This is a genomic window from Ligilactobacillus sp. MP3, assembly GCF_024436335.1.
GTDB lineage: Bacteria > Bacillota > Bacilli > Lactobacillales > Lactobacillaceae > Ligilactobacillus > Ligilactobacillus salivarius.
In genome coordinates, this window is record NZ_JANFQI010000008.1 from 71,766 (window position 1) to 88,736 (window position 16,971).

The 16,971-nt window shown below is 33.8% G+C and carries 14 protein-coding genes; 8 read left to right on the forward strand and 6 right to left on the reverse strand.

Annotated elements, in window-relative coordinates:
- Positions 1 to 5: 5 nt before the first annotated feature.
- A complete protein-coding gene (locus tag NOU10_RS07180) occupies positions 6 to 1,115 on the reverse strand; it encodes an endonuclease/exonuclease/phosphatase family protein (protein ID WP_255906444.1) in 1,110 nt (369 codons plus the stop codon).
- A gap of 245 nt (positions 1,116 to 1,360) precedes the next feature.
- Between NOU10_RS07180 and NOU10_RS07185 the strand changes: the two genes are divergently transcribed.
- The 3 genes from NOU10_RS07185 to NOU10_RS07195 all read left to right on the forward strand — a co-directional run bounded on the left by NOU10_RS07185 (position 1,361) and on the right by NOU10_RS07195 (position 4,487).
- A complete protein-coding gene (locus NOU10_RS07185) occupies positions 1,361 to 1,879 on the forward strand; it encodes a transposase (protein ID WP_255906436.1) in 519 nt (172 codons plus the stop codon).
- Between the two features lie 17 nt (positions 1,880 to 1,896).
- Positions 1,897 to 2,778: an IS3 family transposase gene (locus NOU10_RS07190; protein WP_255906437.1), complete on the forward strand. Its 882-nt coding sequence runs from the start codon at positions 1,897 to 1,899 to the stop codon at positions 2,776 to 2,778.
- Positions 2,779 to 3,164: 386 nt separating this feature from the next.
- Positions 3,165 to 4,487, forward strand: coding sequence for an MATE family efflux transporter (locus tag NOU10_RS07195; RefSeq protein WP_255906438.1), 1,323 nt, complete (start codon positions 3,165 to 3,167; stop codon positions 4,485 to 4,487).
- Positions 4,488 to 5,161: 674 nt separating this feature from the next.
- Here the strand turns inward: NOU10_RS07195 and abc-f are convergent.
- Positions 5,162 to 6,643, reverse strand: coding sequence for a ribosomal protection-like ABC-F family protein (abc-f, locus tag NOU10_RS07200; RefSeq protein ID WP_255906439.1), 1,482 nt, complete (start codon positions 6,641 to 6,643; stop codon positions 5,162 to 5,164).
- Positions 6,644 to 7,008: 365 nt separating this feature from the next.
- Between abc-f and NOU10_RS07205 the strand changes: the two genes are divergently transcribed.
- Positions 7,009 to 7,593 (forward strand): peptidylprolyl isomerase, encoded by a 585-nt coding sequence (locus NOU10_RS07205; RefSeq protein WP_255906440.1) that lies wholly within the window; start codon positions 7,009 to 7,011, stop codon positions 7,591 to 7,593.
- A gap of 149 nt (positions 7,594 to 7,742) precedes the next feature.
- The gene (locus NOU10_RS07210; RefSeq protein WP_081538862.1) at positions 7,743 to 8,462 is read left to right on the forward strand and encodes a gamma-glutamyl-gamma-aminobutyrate hydrolase family protein; all 720 of its coding nucleotides are present in this window, start codon (positions 7,743 to 7,745) and stop codon (positions 8,460 to 8,462) included.
- A 52-nt stretch (positions 8,463 to 8,514) separates the two neighbouring features.
- Here the strand turns inward: NOU10_RS07210 and NOU10_RS07215 are convergent, their stop codons facing one another.
- Positions 8,515 to 9,873: a glutamate--cysteine ligase gene (locus NOU10_RS07215; RefSeq protein WP_069468793.1), complete on the reverse strand. Its 1,359-nt coding sequence runs from the start codon at positions 9,871 to 9,873 to the stop codon at positions 8,515 to 8,517.
- A gap of 202 nt (positions 9,874 to 10,075) precedes the next feature.
- Between NOU10_RS07215 and NOU10_RS07220 the strand changes: the two genes are divergently transcribed.
- From NOU10_RS07220 to NOU10_RS07230, 3 genes are all read left to right on the forward strand, one after another.
- Positions 10,076 to 10,306, forward strand: a complete 231-nt coding sequence (locus NOU10_RS07220; protein WP_003703180.1) for a hypothetical protein — start codon at positions 10,076 to 10,078, stop codon at positions 10,304 to 10,306.
- A 125-nt stretch (positions 10,307 to 10,431) separates the two neighbouring features.
- Positions 10,432 to 12,540: an ATP-dependent Clp protease ATP-binding subunit gene (locus NOU10_RS07225; RefSeq protein ID WP_003707261.1), complete on the forward strand. Its 2,109-nt coding sequence runs from the start codon at positions 10,432 to 10,434 to the stop codon at positions 12,538 to 12,540.
- 212 nt (positions 12,541 to 12,752) lie between these two features.
- On the forward strand, positions 12,753 to 13,229 hold the full coding sequence (locus NOU10_RS07230; RefSeq protein ID WP_003705083.1) for a universal stress protein: 477 nt from the start codon (positions 12,753 to 12,755) through the stop codon (positions 13,227 to 13,229).
- Between the two features lie 60 nt (positions 13,230 to 13,289).
- On the opposite strand, the gene NOU10_RS07235 is transcribed toward NOU10_RS07230, so the two are convergent.
- From NOU10_RS07235 to NOU10_RS07245, 3 genes are all read right to left on the reverse strand, one after another.
- Positions 13,290 to 13,466 carry a hypothetical protein gene (locus NOU10_RS07235; RefSeq protein ID WP_003709061.1) on the reverse strand — a complete coding sequence of 59 codons (177 nt, stop codon included), beginning with the start codon at positions 13,464 to 13,466 and terminating at the stop codon, positions 13,290 to 13,292.
- Positions 13,467 to 13,569: 103 nt separating this feature from the next.
- Positions 13,570 to 15,027 (reverse strand): amino acid ABC transporter substrate-binding protein/permease, encoded by a 1,458-nt coding sequence (locus NOU10_RS07240; RefSeq protein ID WP_081561191.1) that lies wholly within the window; start codon positions 15,025 to 15,027, stop codon positions 13,570 to 13,572.
- A gap of 239 nt (positions 15,028 to 15,266) precedes the next feature.
- Positions 15,267 to 16,301, reverse strand: a complete 1,035-nt coding sequence (locus NOU10_RS07245; RefSeq protein WP_003701500.1) for a branched-chain amino acid aminotransferase — start codon at positions 16,299 to 16,301, stop codon at positions 15,267 to 15,269.
- Between the last annotated feature and the right edge of the window lie 670 nt (positions 16,302 to 16,971).

Here is a 16,971-nt window from a genome sequence, read left to right on the forward strand (position 1 = left end):
AGAGGTTATTGATTCAATAGCTTGAAACTTAATTTAACTGGATTATGATCGGCATAGGCAAATTCAGTGTTGATGTTTTCAGAAGTAGCCTGAACATTCTTGGATACTAAGAAGCCATCAATAACTGTGGTATAAGTCTTTCCTTTTTGATAAGGCATATCAGTACCGCGACAAGTTGGAACAGTGTTTTCATTTTTAGCATGAACCATGCGAATATCAGGTGCGAGATCTTTCGAAGAGAGGACAGACACCCAGTCGGGAATTTCTTGTTGGGACTTAAAGTGGGTTAACATCTTTCGACCAAATGTATGGTTAAAGTCACCACCGACAATGACATAATTACCTTTTTTATATTCAGATTCCATGACAGAATTTAAAAGCTTTAACTGTTTGACAAGCATTTTACCACCTTTATCATAAGCAGACATATGACTATTAATTAAAATCAGTTTATGACCATTAGTTACTGGAATTTTCATAACGGTGAAACATCTATCTAAATCAGTAAATTTAGTAATAAAACTGGTAGAAACAGGGTATTTACGACGAGTAGCTTGTTCTACAGGATATTTACTGAGTGATAATAGTCCTGATTGAACTGCTCCATGTGGATCATTTAAAGGATATAAAAGGTAAGGAGAATGGAAGTTATTCGCAAAAATTTCTTCGTAGTTAGAGAATTGCTGGCTCATCTTTTGAACTTGATTGACGTGATAACTACGTGATGAATCAACATCTATTTCTTGAAATAACATGAAGTCTGCATTAATTTTTTTCATCGTATTGATTTCACCATTTGTATTTTGTAAAACGGCAGCTTTGTTTTCGGCTTTCCCATATTTTCCCTGTGTTTTAGTACCGTCCTTCATTTTGCCGGTATCCATAAAAAAACTAAACTTCTGATTATATGCTCCAAATCCAACATTATATGTAGCAGCAGAGTAGGTAGTATTTGTTTGTAATTTGTTAGAATGCGTAAGTTTTTGTTTAATAGGTAGTGATTGATAATCTTTAATTCTATAATAATGTGTTTGCATATAGATCACATATATAACAGTGAATATGCTTAGGCAACTTAGTAAAATTAAAATAAAGTTAATTCCCCAACGTAACATGGGATGTTTTATTCGCAAAATAATCAAATCCTCTCTAAAAAATCTAAGAAAAATTATAGCATGAAAATAACCTGGGAAATAATTTTTTAGTATATAGTTAATAATAATCCGTTGTACAAGGTATACTATTAGATAAGAATATAAAAAAATGAGGATGAGTGAATGAGATTAAGAAAAAAGCCTAAAAAGTGAAGTGCCTTACAATTGTTAGATAAAGTCTAGCGATTGTGAGGTGCTTTTTTCGTATGACTAAATATACTCAAAAATTCAAATTAGATCTTATTCAGGAATATCTAGATACTGGATGTTCACAACGATGGTTAGAAAATAAGTATTCTTTACCAAAGGATACCTTAAAAAACTGGTGGACTGTATACAACTTAAAAGGACCCGAAGGGCTGAATTTACGACATTTCAAACGTAAATTTACTGTTGATTTTAAACTTCGTGTGATAAACTACTACCTAAATAATGATGTTTCAATGTCCAAAGTGGCGGCTTCCCATAATCTTTTGTGTTCACAGATATCTATCTGGTTGAAGTTGTTTATGGAAGGTGGATCTGAGGCCTTGAAACCCAAGAAGAAAGGTAGGCCAAGTAAGATGTCAAAAATGACAAAGAAGGATGCACGTAAAATCTTAAAAAAGGAAAGTGATGAAATTGCAGCATTAAAGAGTGAATTACGTCAAGTTAAAATGGAGCGTGATATCTTAAAAAAATCGTTGCCCCTGTTTGGAACCTCAAAGCCAAGAAAAAAACAATAATTGTGGATCAGATCAGGGTGGACCAACAAAACTTGCCCAAAAAGAAAAGATATGGGATTGGTGAGCTTCTAAAAACTATTGACTTGAAGCGACCAACCTATTACGACGAACGCAAACGTATCATTAATAAAAATGATAAGTATGCTGATGTTAAGGTGGTAATCAAGGAAATAGCGGAAAAAGGTAAATGGAGAGGTTCTTACACATACGGCTATCGTCGTATAATGCCACTTCTTGAGAAAGCTGGATATCACATGGCTGAAGCTACTTTACGTCGCTTAATGAATGAATTAGGTGTACAATCAGCTATGTATAATCGCCGTAAAAATAATCACTATTCTTCTTATAAAGGTACAATTGGTAAGGTAGCTGATAACTTGTTAAACCAAGCATTTGATGCTACATCTCCTTTTACTGTTCTTCATACGGATGTTTCACAGGTACGTCTAGGTGATTCGACCTGGGCTTACATGTCAGTCATTTTAGATCAAGCTACCAAGGAAGTTTTAGTCGCTTCTGTTAGCCAAAGCCCAAATAAATTGTTGATTATGGATACATTAAGCCAGCTTGAGGATAACCTCCCTAATAACTTTAATCCAATTATCCATTCTGACCAAGGATGGCACTACCAATTAGAATATTACCGTGAAAAGATTGATTCATTAGATTTAATTCAAAGTATGTCCCGCAAGGGAAAATGCCTAGATAACGCTCCAATGGAAAGTTTTTTCCATCTTTTTAAAGTTGAATCACAGCCTGAAATAAAGAAATGTAAGAGTATTTCTCAGTTCACACAGTTCTTTAACAAGTATGTCAATTGGTACAATAATGACCGAATTTCCAATAAAACAAAAAACATGAGTCCAGTTGATTACCGAACCCATGTCTTAGCTGCCTAAAAGTATTTTATTTTTGTCTAACTTTTTTGTTGTACTTCAGAGTAAGGGCTTTTTTGATGAGTTCTAGAAATATATGCATCACTAGAAATAGATTTATTTTCAACTTTAGTCCAATGGTAGCTTAGAAATTTTTACGATAAGCGTAAACAGCCCTAGACTGTGGCGGTCTAGGGCTGTTTACATATCTACATACTAACTTTTCTTTATTATTTTATACCAATTATCAGTGCAAAAATAGCAAATTTTGCACCGATAAATTAATTATTGCACCGAATATGGAGTGATTTTTGTCAGATCGAGTGCTATCATAGCTTAATTAAAAATTTCTTACGAAAAATTTGAAATAGTGGTATTATAAAACGATAACTAAATTTTGAGGTGATATTTTGGAAGAACTTTTTGAAAAAGCTCCAGTTAAAAAAGTCTACTATCAACTAGCATTGCCGGTAGTGTTTAGTATGATTATTAGTATGGTATATAATATCGCTGATACATATTTTGTCGCTAAGACTGGAAACACAGATTTAGTGGCAGGAATTACTGTAAGTTCGCCACTATTTATGTTTATGTTAGCAATCGGTGACATTTTTGGCTTAGGTGGGAGTGCCTTAATTTCAAGATTATTTGGACAAAAACGATATGAAGAAAGTAAGCATGTAAGTAGCTTTAGTTTTTATGGAGATATAATTTTTACGATTATTTTGACAGTATTGTTATTAGTTTTTGAAGCACCTATCATGCATTTTCTAGGGGCTAATGCTCAGACTTACCAATATGCAGCTGAATTTTATCGGGTATTGGTAATCGGCTCGGTATTTATTACACTGTCATTAGTTCCAGGGAATATGATTAGAACAGAAGGACTTGCAGTCAAGTCAATGATAGCGACAATTTCAGGAACAGTACTAGCAATCATTTTAGATCCGATTTTCTTATTTGGATTTAAATGGGGAGCTGCTGGGGTGGCATTTGCTAATATTTTAGGATACGTATTAAATACAGGATTACTAATCTACTTTACTTGGAAAGACAGCAAGTATTTGTCATTCAATCTCAAATACATTAAGGTTAGCTGGCATCATTTTAAAGAAATTATTGCAATCGGCGTTCCAAGTTCTGTTACTAATTTCATGCAGACATTTGGGATGGCTTTACTAAATAACTATCTTGTTATTTATGGTAATGACAAGGTTGCGGCGATGGGAATTACGCAAAAAGTATATGGGATTGTAACACTTGTCTTGGTAGGTTTTGCTTTTGGAGCTCAGCCATTAATTGGATATAACTATGGTTCTAAGAATGCAAAGAGATTCCGTGAAGTTTTGCATTATGATTTTAAGGTAGAAGTAGTTTATGCGATTATTGCTTCTTTGATTTTGATGGTATTTTCTCCATTTGTAATTAAGTTGTTTATGAACAATCCGCAAATTATTGCTGATGGTTCCTATATGTTGAGAGTCTGTCTACTAACAACGCCATTTATTGGAGCTATCTTGGTTTATACTACTGTTTTTCAATCAGCTGGGAAAGGTTGGAGTGCCTTGGTAATGTCAATTTCTCGTCAAGGTGTGGTATATTTCATTAGTATGATAGCAATGGCTAAGATTCTCGGCTACCATGGAGTGGTAATGGCACAACCAGTTGCAGATATTTTAACTTGTGCAATTGGTTATTTAGTTTATCAGAGAGATTTTCGGAAATTTAAGTAAAGAAAAATGCTAAGAACTTGTGAGGGATGGTTCTTAGCATTTTTGCTAGATTAAGGTATAGATAGCTGAAAAGAGTAAGGTAAGTAATAAGTAAGATAACAAGCTGTAGATAGCTGAATAGGTAGTCAATTTGATATAAAAGTAATTTTGATCAAAATATATAGTATAATAAAAAATATGAAGAAATGTCCTATAAGTATGTATTCTTTGTTGGAACTTATATGATTAGTATAAATTACTATTTTTATAGAATTATTGAAAGGAAATACAAAATTTTAGTTAGTATAAATTTTTAATCTAAATAAAGTGGGAATTTTAATAAAAGTAGGGAATTAATTGAAAACAGTCAGTGCAATACTACTTCCGAAAGAGCAGCTTTGATCTATGTTTATGAGCATAAAGAACTCCGACCGATAGAATTTATCAATTCCAATTCTAAGCTACATCCATCAACTGCTAGAAAAGCATTGCGGAACTTAACAAAATTGAATCTTTTAGAAAGATATTCAGATTTGTTAACCTCACCAAACACTTACTACACATTGAAGAAGTAATAATAATCTGGTGATTTTAGAGTTGGTAATTCTACTTTTGGTTTATCTTATGTTTGAACTAATATGTAAAAAAATCCTAAACTTCATGAGCTTAGGATTTTTTTGATGTATAAAGACTAGCTATAATTTTTGCAGTTCAACAACTTCTGCATCAATTTCATCAATAAAGCGACTATCATGCTCGATAATCAGCATAGTAGGGCGATACGTCTTAATTAACTCAATAATTTGATCTTGATTGAAAGTATCAAGATAGTTCAAAGGTTCATCCCAAAGGTATAAATTAGCTGGTTCTAGCAAGCTTTTTGCAAGGAAAACTTTCTTCTTTTGACCAGCACTTAAGTCACAGATGCGGTTAGTAAAGGTATTACGTTCCACGCCTAATTTATGCAGAATATTTAGGAGTTCGTTATATTCCAAGTGATGATGTTCAGCGAATTGTTTGAGATTATCAGTGTTATTATCTTCTAATTGTTGCAAGTAACTGATTTTTAGATTGCTAGCTAGAGAAATATTTCCTTCAATAATCTTAATATCATCTTGTTTCAAGATAGCCCTGATTAATGAAGATTTTCCTGAACCATTATCACCCTTGAGAACTACTTGTTGTCCTTGTTTTAGATTGAAAGAAATTGGCTTGAACAAACTATCATATCCTGGGTAAGCAAGAGTAAGTTTCTCAACATTCAAGATATCTTGATGGTGACTAGTTTGAAAGTTGATACTCAATGGGGTAATAGTTTCAATATTTGTCAGTAAGCCTTCTTTATCTTTAATTTGAGATTCTATGCGTTTTTGCATAGTAGTTGAACGTTTCATAACTCTAGCGGCCTTGGCAGTGATAAAGCCTTTATCAGCGTGGGAGTTATTCTCCTTTTCGCGTTCAGCACTACGAGCCCAATTCTTCTTTTGAGCAGCAGAAGTTTTAAGTTGGGAAATACTACGTTTAAGTTTTTCATTTTGAGCCAGGTTACTTTTATCTTCAATCGCTTTTTGTTCTTCATATCTAGCATAATTGCCTTGTTGCAAGCGAATATTTTGAGCTTCAATCACAAGTGTATGATCAATAACTTGATTGAGAAAATCGCGATCATGACTAGTAATAATAAATCCTTGTTTCTTATTATTCAGATATGTAGCAACTTGTTGACGCGTATGTGCATCTAGATGGTTAGTAGGTTCATCAAGCAAAACAAAACTATTCTTATTTTTGAAAGCTAGAGCTAGTAATACCTTAGTTTGTTCACCACCACTAAGGGTATTGAAAGGTTGCCACAATACTTTAGGATCTAATTGAAGTTGTGAAAATTCTTTTTCCAGTTCCCATTGTTCCACGTGAAACTTATCTTGAATAGCGTATAAGGTTAGATTATCTTTATCACTGATTGCTTGAGGAAAATATTCAAAATCTATATTGGCGCTAATTTTACCACTGTAATCTAGCTTTCCTTGAATAATATTTAAAAGGGTAGTCTTACCGCGACCATTGCGTCCAAGCAGTCCTAATTTCCATTGGCTATCAAGTGATAGGGAAACATTGTCAAAGAGTAGATCTTGACCGTTATAGGCGAAAGAAAGATTTTTAATCGAGATTGTCGACATATTATCACATCCTTAAGTAAAATAAAAAGCCTGTCACAGTGGACAGACTCAGGGGTAATAATATGAATAATAGTATGCCATAAAGAAACTACACCTTTACAGCACAAGGCATACCAATCCATGTTAAACTAAATTCTGTCCACAAAAAATAAATATTCGGCTTTACGAGATTAAATTTGTTAGTCAGAATTAGTTCTTCAATGGACTGATACCTCCGTTCGATATAAGATACTTATAGAATAAATGAAAAAAAGATTGAGGTCAAGTAATAGGAATAATTTTTTGAAAAGTAGAACTTATTTCTGATTTGAAGTCATTCATGATATAATTTTGAAAGATTAATTAATAAAGGAGACATTTTTAGAATGGCATATCCACAATTAGATTTGGCAAATGTAAAAGGACCAAAGGCAACAATCAAAACAAATCATGGTGAAATTGTAATCCAACTTTTCCCTGAACAAGCACCTAAGACAGTTGAAAACTTTGTTGGTTTAGCAAAGAAAGGTTGCTATGACGGAGTAATCTTCCACCGCGTTATCAATGACTTCATGATCCAAGGTGGCGATCCAACTGGAACAGGTATGGGTGGCGAAAGTATCTGGGGAGCACCATTTGAAGATGAATTTTCAAATGAATTATTCAATATTCGTGGAGCTTTATCTATGGCTAATGCTGGCCCAGCTACAAACGGAAGTCAATTCTTTATCGTTCAAAACCAAAACGTGCCTGCACAAATGGCAGGACAAATGGAAGCAGCTGGCTATCCAAAAGAAATCATCACTGCCTATGAAAATGGTGGTACACCTTGGTTAGATCATCGCCACACTGTTTTTGGACAAGTAACATCTGGCATGGATGTAGTTGATGAAATTGCAGCAGTTGAAAGAGATATGGCTGACAAACCAAAAGAAGACGTTGTAATTGAAACAGTTGAAATTGCTGAGTAATTAAAAATTAGTTTTTAGAGAATCTCTTAATTGTTAGTTGAAAAGCTAATGATTGAGGGATTTTTTATATTGTGATAAACATATGTTGATTTTGTTAGAAAAATATGATATTTTCATTAAAAGATTATTTTAGAAAGGTAGGAATTAAGATGCGACCAAGAATAGCAATTCCAGCTGATACGCTAACAGAAGCAACAAATGTTATTAATGAAAGAATGTCACCCTATGCGCCTAAACCAGTAATTGAAGCAATTGTTAAATCAGGTGGTGTTCCGGTTATTTTTCCGAGTGTTTCTCCAGAATTGGTACCAGATTATCTCGACCTTTTTGACGGAGTTCTTTTTGCAGGAGGAGCTGATGTTGATCCAACATTTTTTGGAGAGGAACCTCATCAAAAGTTAGGGGCAACTTATCGTAAGCGAGATTTATTTGAAATTGAATTACTGAAACAGTCCTTAAAAGCTGATAAGGCAATTATGGGAATTTGTCGAGGATTACAGCTAATAAATGTTGGTTTAGGGGGAACTTTATATCAAGATTTATCTGAAAATCCAGAAGCAACAATCAAACATTCTCAAGATGCACCAGGAAATTTTCCTTCTCATCACGTCAATGTACAAGAAGATAGTCGTCTCTATTCTTTAGTAGGGAAGCGACCTTATGTAAATTCTCGACATCATCAGTTACTAAAGAAAATTGCACCAACATTACGTGTTTCTGCCTTTGCCGACGATGGAGTGCCTGAAGCAATTGAATCAAAAGAAAATAACCAAATTTTAGCTGTTCAATGGCATCCAGAAAATATGTTTAAGCATTATGAATATTCTCAAAAGATATTCGCTGACTTTATTGAAAGAGCTAAGCACTAGAAAAAAGCTGTATGAATTGTAATTAATATTACTTTTCATACAGCTTTTGTTATTATTGCACTTCCCAATTACCATAGAATAATTCACGTTTTAAATCTTCTGCAGACATAGGTGCGTCATCTTCAAAGCCTTTAAATTGATAGATAGATTCTAAAGCAGCTTCTTGATAACGTTTGGCACGTCTTAACGCATATTTTTCTAAAGAATTATTTTCAACGTAGCTTAATAATTTAGCACTAGGAGTTGTCTTAGGATTTTCAACTCTATCTTCTAAATCTTCTAGAATTTCTTGATATTCTGGTCCTAACTGGATTTGATTCGCAAAACGTTCAAGACTCTTGATAAAAGCACGAGCCTTATTTTGATATTTACATTGGTCAGTAGGTAATTCTACTGATACATCTTCATTCATTTCATCAGCTTTACTGAGAACTTGGTCGACATCATCAGCCTTTAAAGCAGGGTGCATGATGAAATAACTAGAGAGTAGACGAATAAAGCGAAGAGTGCCAGTTCTAACGCCCACAGAACTACTAGGGTCAAGATCCAACATTCTTAATTCAAGATATTGAACACCTTTTTTAGGAAGATCTCTGAAGTCTTTAGTCCCTTTAAAACGAACGGGGCTATGGAAATCATGGTCAGCAATCAATACTCCTTGTTTAAGTCCTTCTTCAATACGTTTAACATATTTTTGAACATCAACAAAGCAGCCACTAAATCGAGTACCAAAGCCATAAGAACTCTGACGAATACTTCTAATAGGATGGGGAAGTTCATCTTCTTTGTCGAAATAGTTGGCTTCAGCAATTGGACTAGCACCAAAAAGATATGTAATAAGCCATCGATAGCGCATAAAGCCTTGAGCTAAAACAGTATAAAGATAGTTCTGGACTTCAATTCTATTTTTGAAACGCTCAGGAAAATTCTTTAAAACCAATTCAATGATATGATCATCAATACTCAAATTAATATGGGCACCACATGGAGTACCCTTGGAAAAGCCGTGACGCTTGATGAATTCCTTGAAATAAGCTTCTTTCACTGGTCCCATTTTAGCAGTTTGAATTGTACTTTTATCTTTAGGCAATTTAGGAGGCATTGAAAGTGGCCAGAGCAGTTCTCCTGGAGCTAATGCAGAACGTAGCACATTATTGATGGCGTAAAGATAATGCATTGCATCAAGTGCGTGACTAGCTGCAGGTGTTACAACCTCAGACATTGTTTCTAAGAAATCATTTGTAATCCAAGGGTTAGTTTTCTCATCTCCAATAGCTGACGGATAAGGCTCCTGGCTTAGATGTCCGGTATCATCAACACGTTGCATTTCAATTTCTAATCCCATAGTAAAATCGGAAGTTTTAGCGACAGCTTCATTATCAAAGATTAATTGACCTATCTTGCTAAACATAAAATCACCTCTATTTAATTAAATATTTTCTAATTTTATTAGCATTATACTATAAAAAGATTAAAAATGAAGTGTTTTTTGAAATAAAATCGCTAACAACCAATTTTTATTTTATTAAAAAAATTATTTCACTTTTTTGGTATTTTACACTTGTCATATATCACAAAAGTGGTATAATTAAAAATGTAAGGAAGTGATGGATATGAAGATTGATATCAAAGCTTACTTGAACTCCAAGGAGCTGACGATTTATCAAGTTTCCAAATATTCAGGTTATGGGTACACGACCTTGCACAAGTCATTCAACAAGAAGCAAACAAGTGCGACATCTCTGAATTTAAGAGATTTGGATGCTTTGGCACAATCGCAAAACAAAGCAATGTGGCAAGTATTGAAAGAACTTGAAGAGCATTATTTGAGTGATGATAATTAAATGAATAGTCGCAGTACCATAAGTCCGTAAGTTTCCAGCAGTCGTCGTTGTTAATTTAGGGGCTATTTTGGTTGCGCAAATTAATAAATTAAGAATAAGAAAATAACAGAAACGAGGGATTCTTTATGAATAACACACCTTTTGATAACTTTAATAATATGGATGATATTTTTAATGAATTGATGGGAAGTATGAATGGTATTAATTCTGAACGTCGTTATTTAATTAATGGTCGTGAAGTGACACCAGAAGAATTTGCTCAATATCGTAAGACCGGAAAATTACCAAATAATAATCAAATGACAAGTCAAGGCAAAGCTCCAAATAAAGATGGAATTTTAGCTAAATTAGGACGTAACTTAACTCAAGAAGCTCGTGAAGGCAAGTTAGATCCAGTTATTGGACGTAACAAAGAAATTCAAGAGACTGCTGAAATTTTAGCACGTCGTACGAAGAACAATCCTGTTCTAGTGGGGGATGCTGGTGTTGGTAAGACAGCAGTTGTTGAAGGCTTGGCACAAGCAATTGTGAATGGCGATGTACCTGCTTCAATTAAGAATAAAGAAATTATCAGTATTGATATCTCTGGCTTAGAAGCTGGTACACAATATCGTGGTAGCTTTGAAGAAAATATTCAAAACTTAATTAAGGAAGTTAAAGATAGAGGAAATGTGATCCTATTCTTTGATGAAATCCATCAAATCTTAGGTGCTGGTGGTATGGGCGGTGACAATGGCTCTAAAGGTTTAGCTGATATTTTGAAACCAGCTTTATCTAGAGGTGAAATCACAGTTATTGGTGCTACAACTCAAGATGAATATCGTAATACCATTATGAAGAACGCAGCTTTAGCACGTCGATTTAATCAAGTTACCGTAAATGCACCAAGTCCAGAAGACACATTTAAGATTTTACAAGGTATTAGAAAATTGTATGAAAAGCATCACAATGTTGTATTACCAGATAATGTTTTAAAGGCTGCAGTAGACTATTCAATTCAATATATACCACAAAGAAGTTTGCCAGATAAAGCTATTGATTTGATAGATATGACGGCTGCACATCTTGCTGCAAAGCATCCTGTTACAGATGTTAAAGAATTAGAAAATCAAATTAAAGATGAAAAAGAAAAGCAACAAGCAGCTGCTGACAAGGAAGATTATGAAGCAGCTTTAAATGCTAAGACAAAGATTGAAGAATTGCAAAAGAAGATTGACAACCATTCTGAATCTCAAAAAGTAACAGCCACAGTCAATGATGTTGCTGAAGCCGTAGAACGTTTGACAGGTATTCCTGTATCCAAGATGGGTGCTAGTGATATTGAACGCTTAAAGGAAATCGGCAAGAGATTAAAGGGCAAAGTTATTGGTCAAGATGAAGCTGTAAATGCAGTAGCTCGTGCTATCCGTCGTAATCGTGCTGGTTTTGACGAAGGAAATCGCCCAATCGGTAGTTTCTTATTCGTTGGACCAACTGGGGTCGGAAAGACAGAATTAGCTAAGCAATTAGCTTTGGATATGTTTGGCTCTAAAGATGCGATTATTCGTTTGGATATGTCAGAATATTCCGATAGAACTGCCGTATCTAAATTGATTGGTACAACAGCTGGTTATGTAGGTTATGATGACAATAGTAACACTTTGACTGAACGTGTACGTCGTAATCCATATTCAATTATCTTGCTAGATGAAATTGAAAAAGCTGACCCACAAGTAATCACATTATTACTTCAAGTATTAGATGACGGTCGTTTAACTGATGGTCAAGGTAACACTATTGACTTCAAGAATACAGTTATTATCGCAACATCTAACGCTGGTTTTGGTAACGAAGATTTAATGGGCAAAGACGAAAAAGAAGACAAGGACATTATGAAGAAGATTGCTCCTTACTTCCGTCCAGAATTCTTGAATCGTTTCAATGCCGTAATTGAATTCTCACATTTGACTAAGGAAGATTTGAAAGAAATTGTTGATTTGATGTTAGACGAAGTAAACAAGACTTTGGCTAAGAAAGGTATTGATTTAGTGGTAACTGATGCTGCTAAGGATTATCTTATCGAACAAGGTTACGATGAAGCAATGGGAGCTCGTCCATTACGTCGTGTCATTGAACAACAAATTCGTGATAAAGTAACAGACTTCTACTTGGATAACGTAGATGTAAAACATTTATTAGCTGATATGAAAGATGGCGAATTAGTAATTAGTGAAAGAAAGGATGCAGATAAATAATTTAGATTTTAAAAAATTACTAGATAGATAAGCTTAAACAACACTAACTTAACTGTGAAAAAGCAGTTTTGTTGGTGTTGTTTTTTACATAAATTAGAAAAATTTTGTAATAAATATTTGATGAAAAATATTAAAAAGCTTGAATTTTTAGGGGTATAGGGCTATTATAAACTTAGATAAATAAAACGCATTCAAAAGAAAGGATGATTATTATGGCTCAAGAATACAAACGTGTCTTAGTTGCAATTGATGGTTCTAAAGGGGCAGATGCGGCATTACGTACAGCAATTGAAGTTACTAAGAGAAATGACCACACTCATCTAGATGTATTACGTGTTTTAGACTTAAATTCTCTTGAATACGGTGGGGCAGGGATTGCTCTTGACGGTCAAAAGATTTATGAAATTGAACAAGCAAATGAAGGCTATATGTTAAAACTTAAGGATAAGATTGTAGCTGAATATAATCTAGATGCAGATAGGGTTAGTGTTCACCTACGTTTCGGTAATCCTAAAGCAGTTATCACACAAGATTTTCAACCAGAATACGGTAATGATTTAATCGTAGTTGGTTCTACTGGTAAGAACTTTGTACAAAGAATGATTGTTGGTTCTGTTGCATCTTATGTAATTAGAACAGCTAAATGCGATGTCTTAATGGCAAAGGTCCGCGACGGAGAAGATAAATAAGAAAAGTAAAACTACTAGATGTTTAGGCACCTAGTAGTTTTTTGGTTTGAAAAAATTAATTTATTTGAAATATAATTCGTGATAACATTTAGTAATTTCGTAAGTTTTGAACTCAGTTAGATCAAGCATAATCGTAATAATACGGTTTAAATGATATCCTTTGTGTGAGAGTTTTTGAATGATTTCTTTAATAATCTGTTCACGTTCTAATCTTTTGGCTTTTTGTATTCTATCCATAGTAATAATCCTTTCAAAAGTGTATTTGACTTATTTAAAGTACGCAGAAAAAATGAGATTTCAAAAAAATGCCGCTACTTATTACGAGTAACGACATTTTTTATTAGCTATTCATTTTCTTTTGTAAATAGTTAGAAATCCAAGTTAAAACAGTAATTACGATTAAGTACATTAATCCGATAATTGCCCAAACTTTGAAACCTTCGAGATTACGAGCGATGATAATTTTACCAGTTTGTGTAAGTTCAAGAATACCGATAATAGAAAGAATAGAAGTATCCTTCAAAGTAATGATAAATTGGTTTACGAATGAAGGAACCATAATTTTAATTCCTTGTGGTAATATAATCTTCTTCATTGCTTTACCAAATGATAATCCTAAACTACGAGCAGCTTCCATTTGCCCTTTATCGACAGCTTCAATTCCACCTTTAACAAAGGCAGCAGTATAAGCACCTTCGTTTAAAGTAAGGGTGATGATGCCGGCGATGAAAGCTGGAATCTTAGTACCAGTTAAGCTAGGAATACCGTTATAGATAAATAGGGCAAGTACTAGCAATGGAAGACCACGGAAGATATAAATAACAGTAGTTGAGACTCCTTGAGCAAACTTGTTAGGAATTACTCCTAAGAAACCAATGATAATCCCAAAGATAGTTGCACCGATAATACCCAAAATAGTTAGGTAGATTGTTTTCCAAAGACCGTTAAGGAAAACGCCAGAGTTTTGTTTTAACAAACCAATAAAGGTATGTTCATTGTTGCTATTTTCGTTAGCTTTCTTTTGTTCAGCAATTGTATTTTGGTTGATGTAGCGATTTACGATCTTATCATAACCACCATTTTTCTTCAACTTAGCTAAACCATCATCAAATTTATGTAGAAGTTCTTGGTTCTTACCTTTCATAACTGCAAAACCGTAGTAACCACTTTGAGCAGGTTTAGTAACGATTTTCAACTTAGTACCTGTTTGAATTGCATATTGCATTACGGGCATATCTTCAAAACAAGCAACAGAGTTTCCGTTAACAACATCATTGTACATGTTGTCGGAATCATCAAAAGTTACAGTTTTAAAACCATATTTGTCTTTCAATGAAAGAGCATAGTTAGCAGCGGCAGTACCAGTTTTTAAAGCAACGCGTTTGCCACGTAGTTGTTTGAGGCTGGTAATGTTACTATTTTTAGCGACTGCCATGATAAAACCTGTTTTATAGTATGGCTTTGAGAAATCGAATTTTTGTTTACGTTCATCAGTAATAGCCATCCCAGCAATAACCCCATCAATTTGTCCAGATTGTAAAGATTGAACGGCAGAGTTAAATCCAATTGGTTGAATATTAACTTTAAATCCTTCTTCTTTAGCGATAGCTTTCATTAAATCGATATCTATTCCAACATATTGATTATTCTTATTAGCGAATTCAAAAGGGGGATAAGTAACATCTGTCCCGATATTGTAGGTTTTAGTGTCTGCATTAACATGATTATTATTCAAGTTAGTAAAAATTAATAAAGTACATAAGCAACTGACAATAAAAATAAATGCTTTTTTTAGCATAGGCGACACTCCTAAAAATTATAAAATGTTAAAATATATCTCATTAAGAATACCACAATTTATTATTAAAGTGCAATTTAATCTATAAGTAAAAACATATAAAAAAGCCAGTATGCGAATTGACATACTGACTTAATTAAGTTTGAGGAATTATAATTATTGACTTGCTAAGCATTGACCAACTACAAAGTAGCAGATTGTTTTTTAATGGTTTACGCTGACTTAGCAAGAATAATTAATTAGTCAACGCGGACAACCCAGCCTTCGGGAGCAGGCTTATCACCAAATTGAATTCCTGTTAATTCATCATATAATTTCTTAGTTACAGGTCCAACTTCTGTTTCACTGTAGAATTGATGATACTTGTCACCAACTTGGAAACCAGCAATTGGAGAAATTACAGCAGCTGTACCACATGCACCAGCTTCTGCAAAGTGATCCAATTCATCGATATAAACGTCGCCTTCTTCAACTTCCATACCAAAGCGTTCTTTAGCAAGATACAAGAGAGAGTACTTAGTAACAGAAGGCAAGATAGATGGTGATTTAGGAGTTACAAACTTACCATCTTTTGTGATACCGAAGAAGTTTGCAGAACCAACTTCTTCAATCTTCTTATGTTCAACTGGATCAAGGTAGATACAATCGGAGAAACCTTCTTTATGGGCTTTGTCACCAGGAAGTAAACTAGCAGCGTAGTTACCACCAACTTTACTTGCACCAGTACCTTTATGAGCAGCTCTATCATAGTTAGAAACTAAGAAGCGAGTAGGAACCATACCACCCTTGAAGTAATTTCCAACAGGCATAGCAAAAACAGTAAAGATGTATTCCTTAGCTGGATGTACACCAATGTTAGGTCCAACCCCAATGATTAATGGACGTAAGTATAAAGTACCGCCAGTACCATATGGTGGAACATAAGCTTCATTTGCACGAACAACTGATTTACATGCTTCAATGAACATTTCAGTTGAAACTTCAGGCATTAATAAGCGACGACAACTGTCTTGTAAACGGGCAGCATTGCGGTCAGGACGGAATAATTGTACATGGTTATCTTTTGTACGGTAAGCTTTCATACCTTCAAAAGCTTGTTGACCATAATGAAGAGCTGTTGAACCTTCATTCATTGCAAGTGTAGAGTCTTCAGTTAAACCTGCCTTATGCCATTCGCCATCTTTCCAATAAGCGCGATAACGATAAGGGAGATCCATGTATTCAAATCCCAAGTTGTCCCAATCAAGAGTTGTTAATGGTTCTTTTGCTGTCATAATAAAATTCCTCCTTAATATGTAAATTCAATAAATTAGAATAAAGAAAACCCACAGAGCTAGTTGAGCAGTGTGGGTAAAAAGTATATAGTCAATTCACCGCTGCAACTATTAGTTATGTAATCTATACTAGACGCACGATGAATCAAAGTCTTCACTCAAAATTAGCTGAGATATTAGATGACGCATCGTGCACCATAATAGCTAAGCTAATTAAAATTATATGATTGCTGAAACTATTAAAATATGTGCGCATAATCATCTACTCCCATCTAAATAATCTACTGAATTAATAATTGCTTTTATTATATCAGTAAACATTAAAAAATCAATATCTTTTTTAATCTTTTTGCAATTATTTAATAAAGCTATAATTTTAAGAGCTAAATAATAGAGTTTTAATTTTTTCTTCCTATTATATGGCGAAAAAATTATTATTCATAAAGTATGCATTGAAGATTTTTTTGAGAAAAACTGAAATTAATTGTTGACGTAACCTAAAAATCAAGGTATAGTATATATCGTTGTCTGTTACGAAAGACGACATCAAAAATAATTTTTAAATTGTTGTTGACATCAATTGATGTTGATGATATGATATAAAAGTTATCGCAAGATGAAAGTTATGAATATAATTTGAATTTTTATTCAAAAAAGTTCTTGACAAATG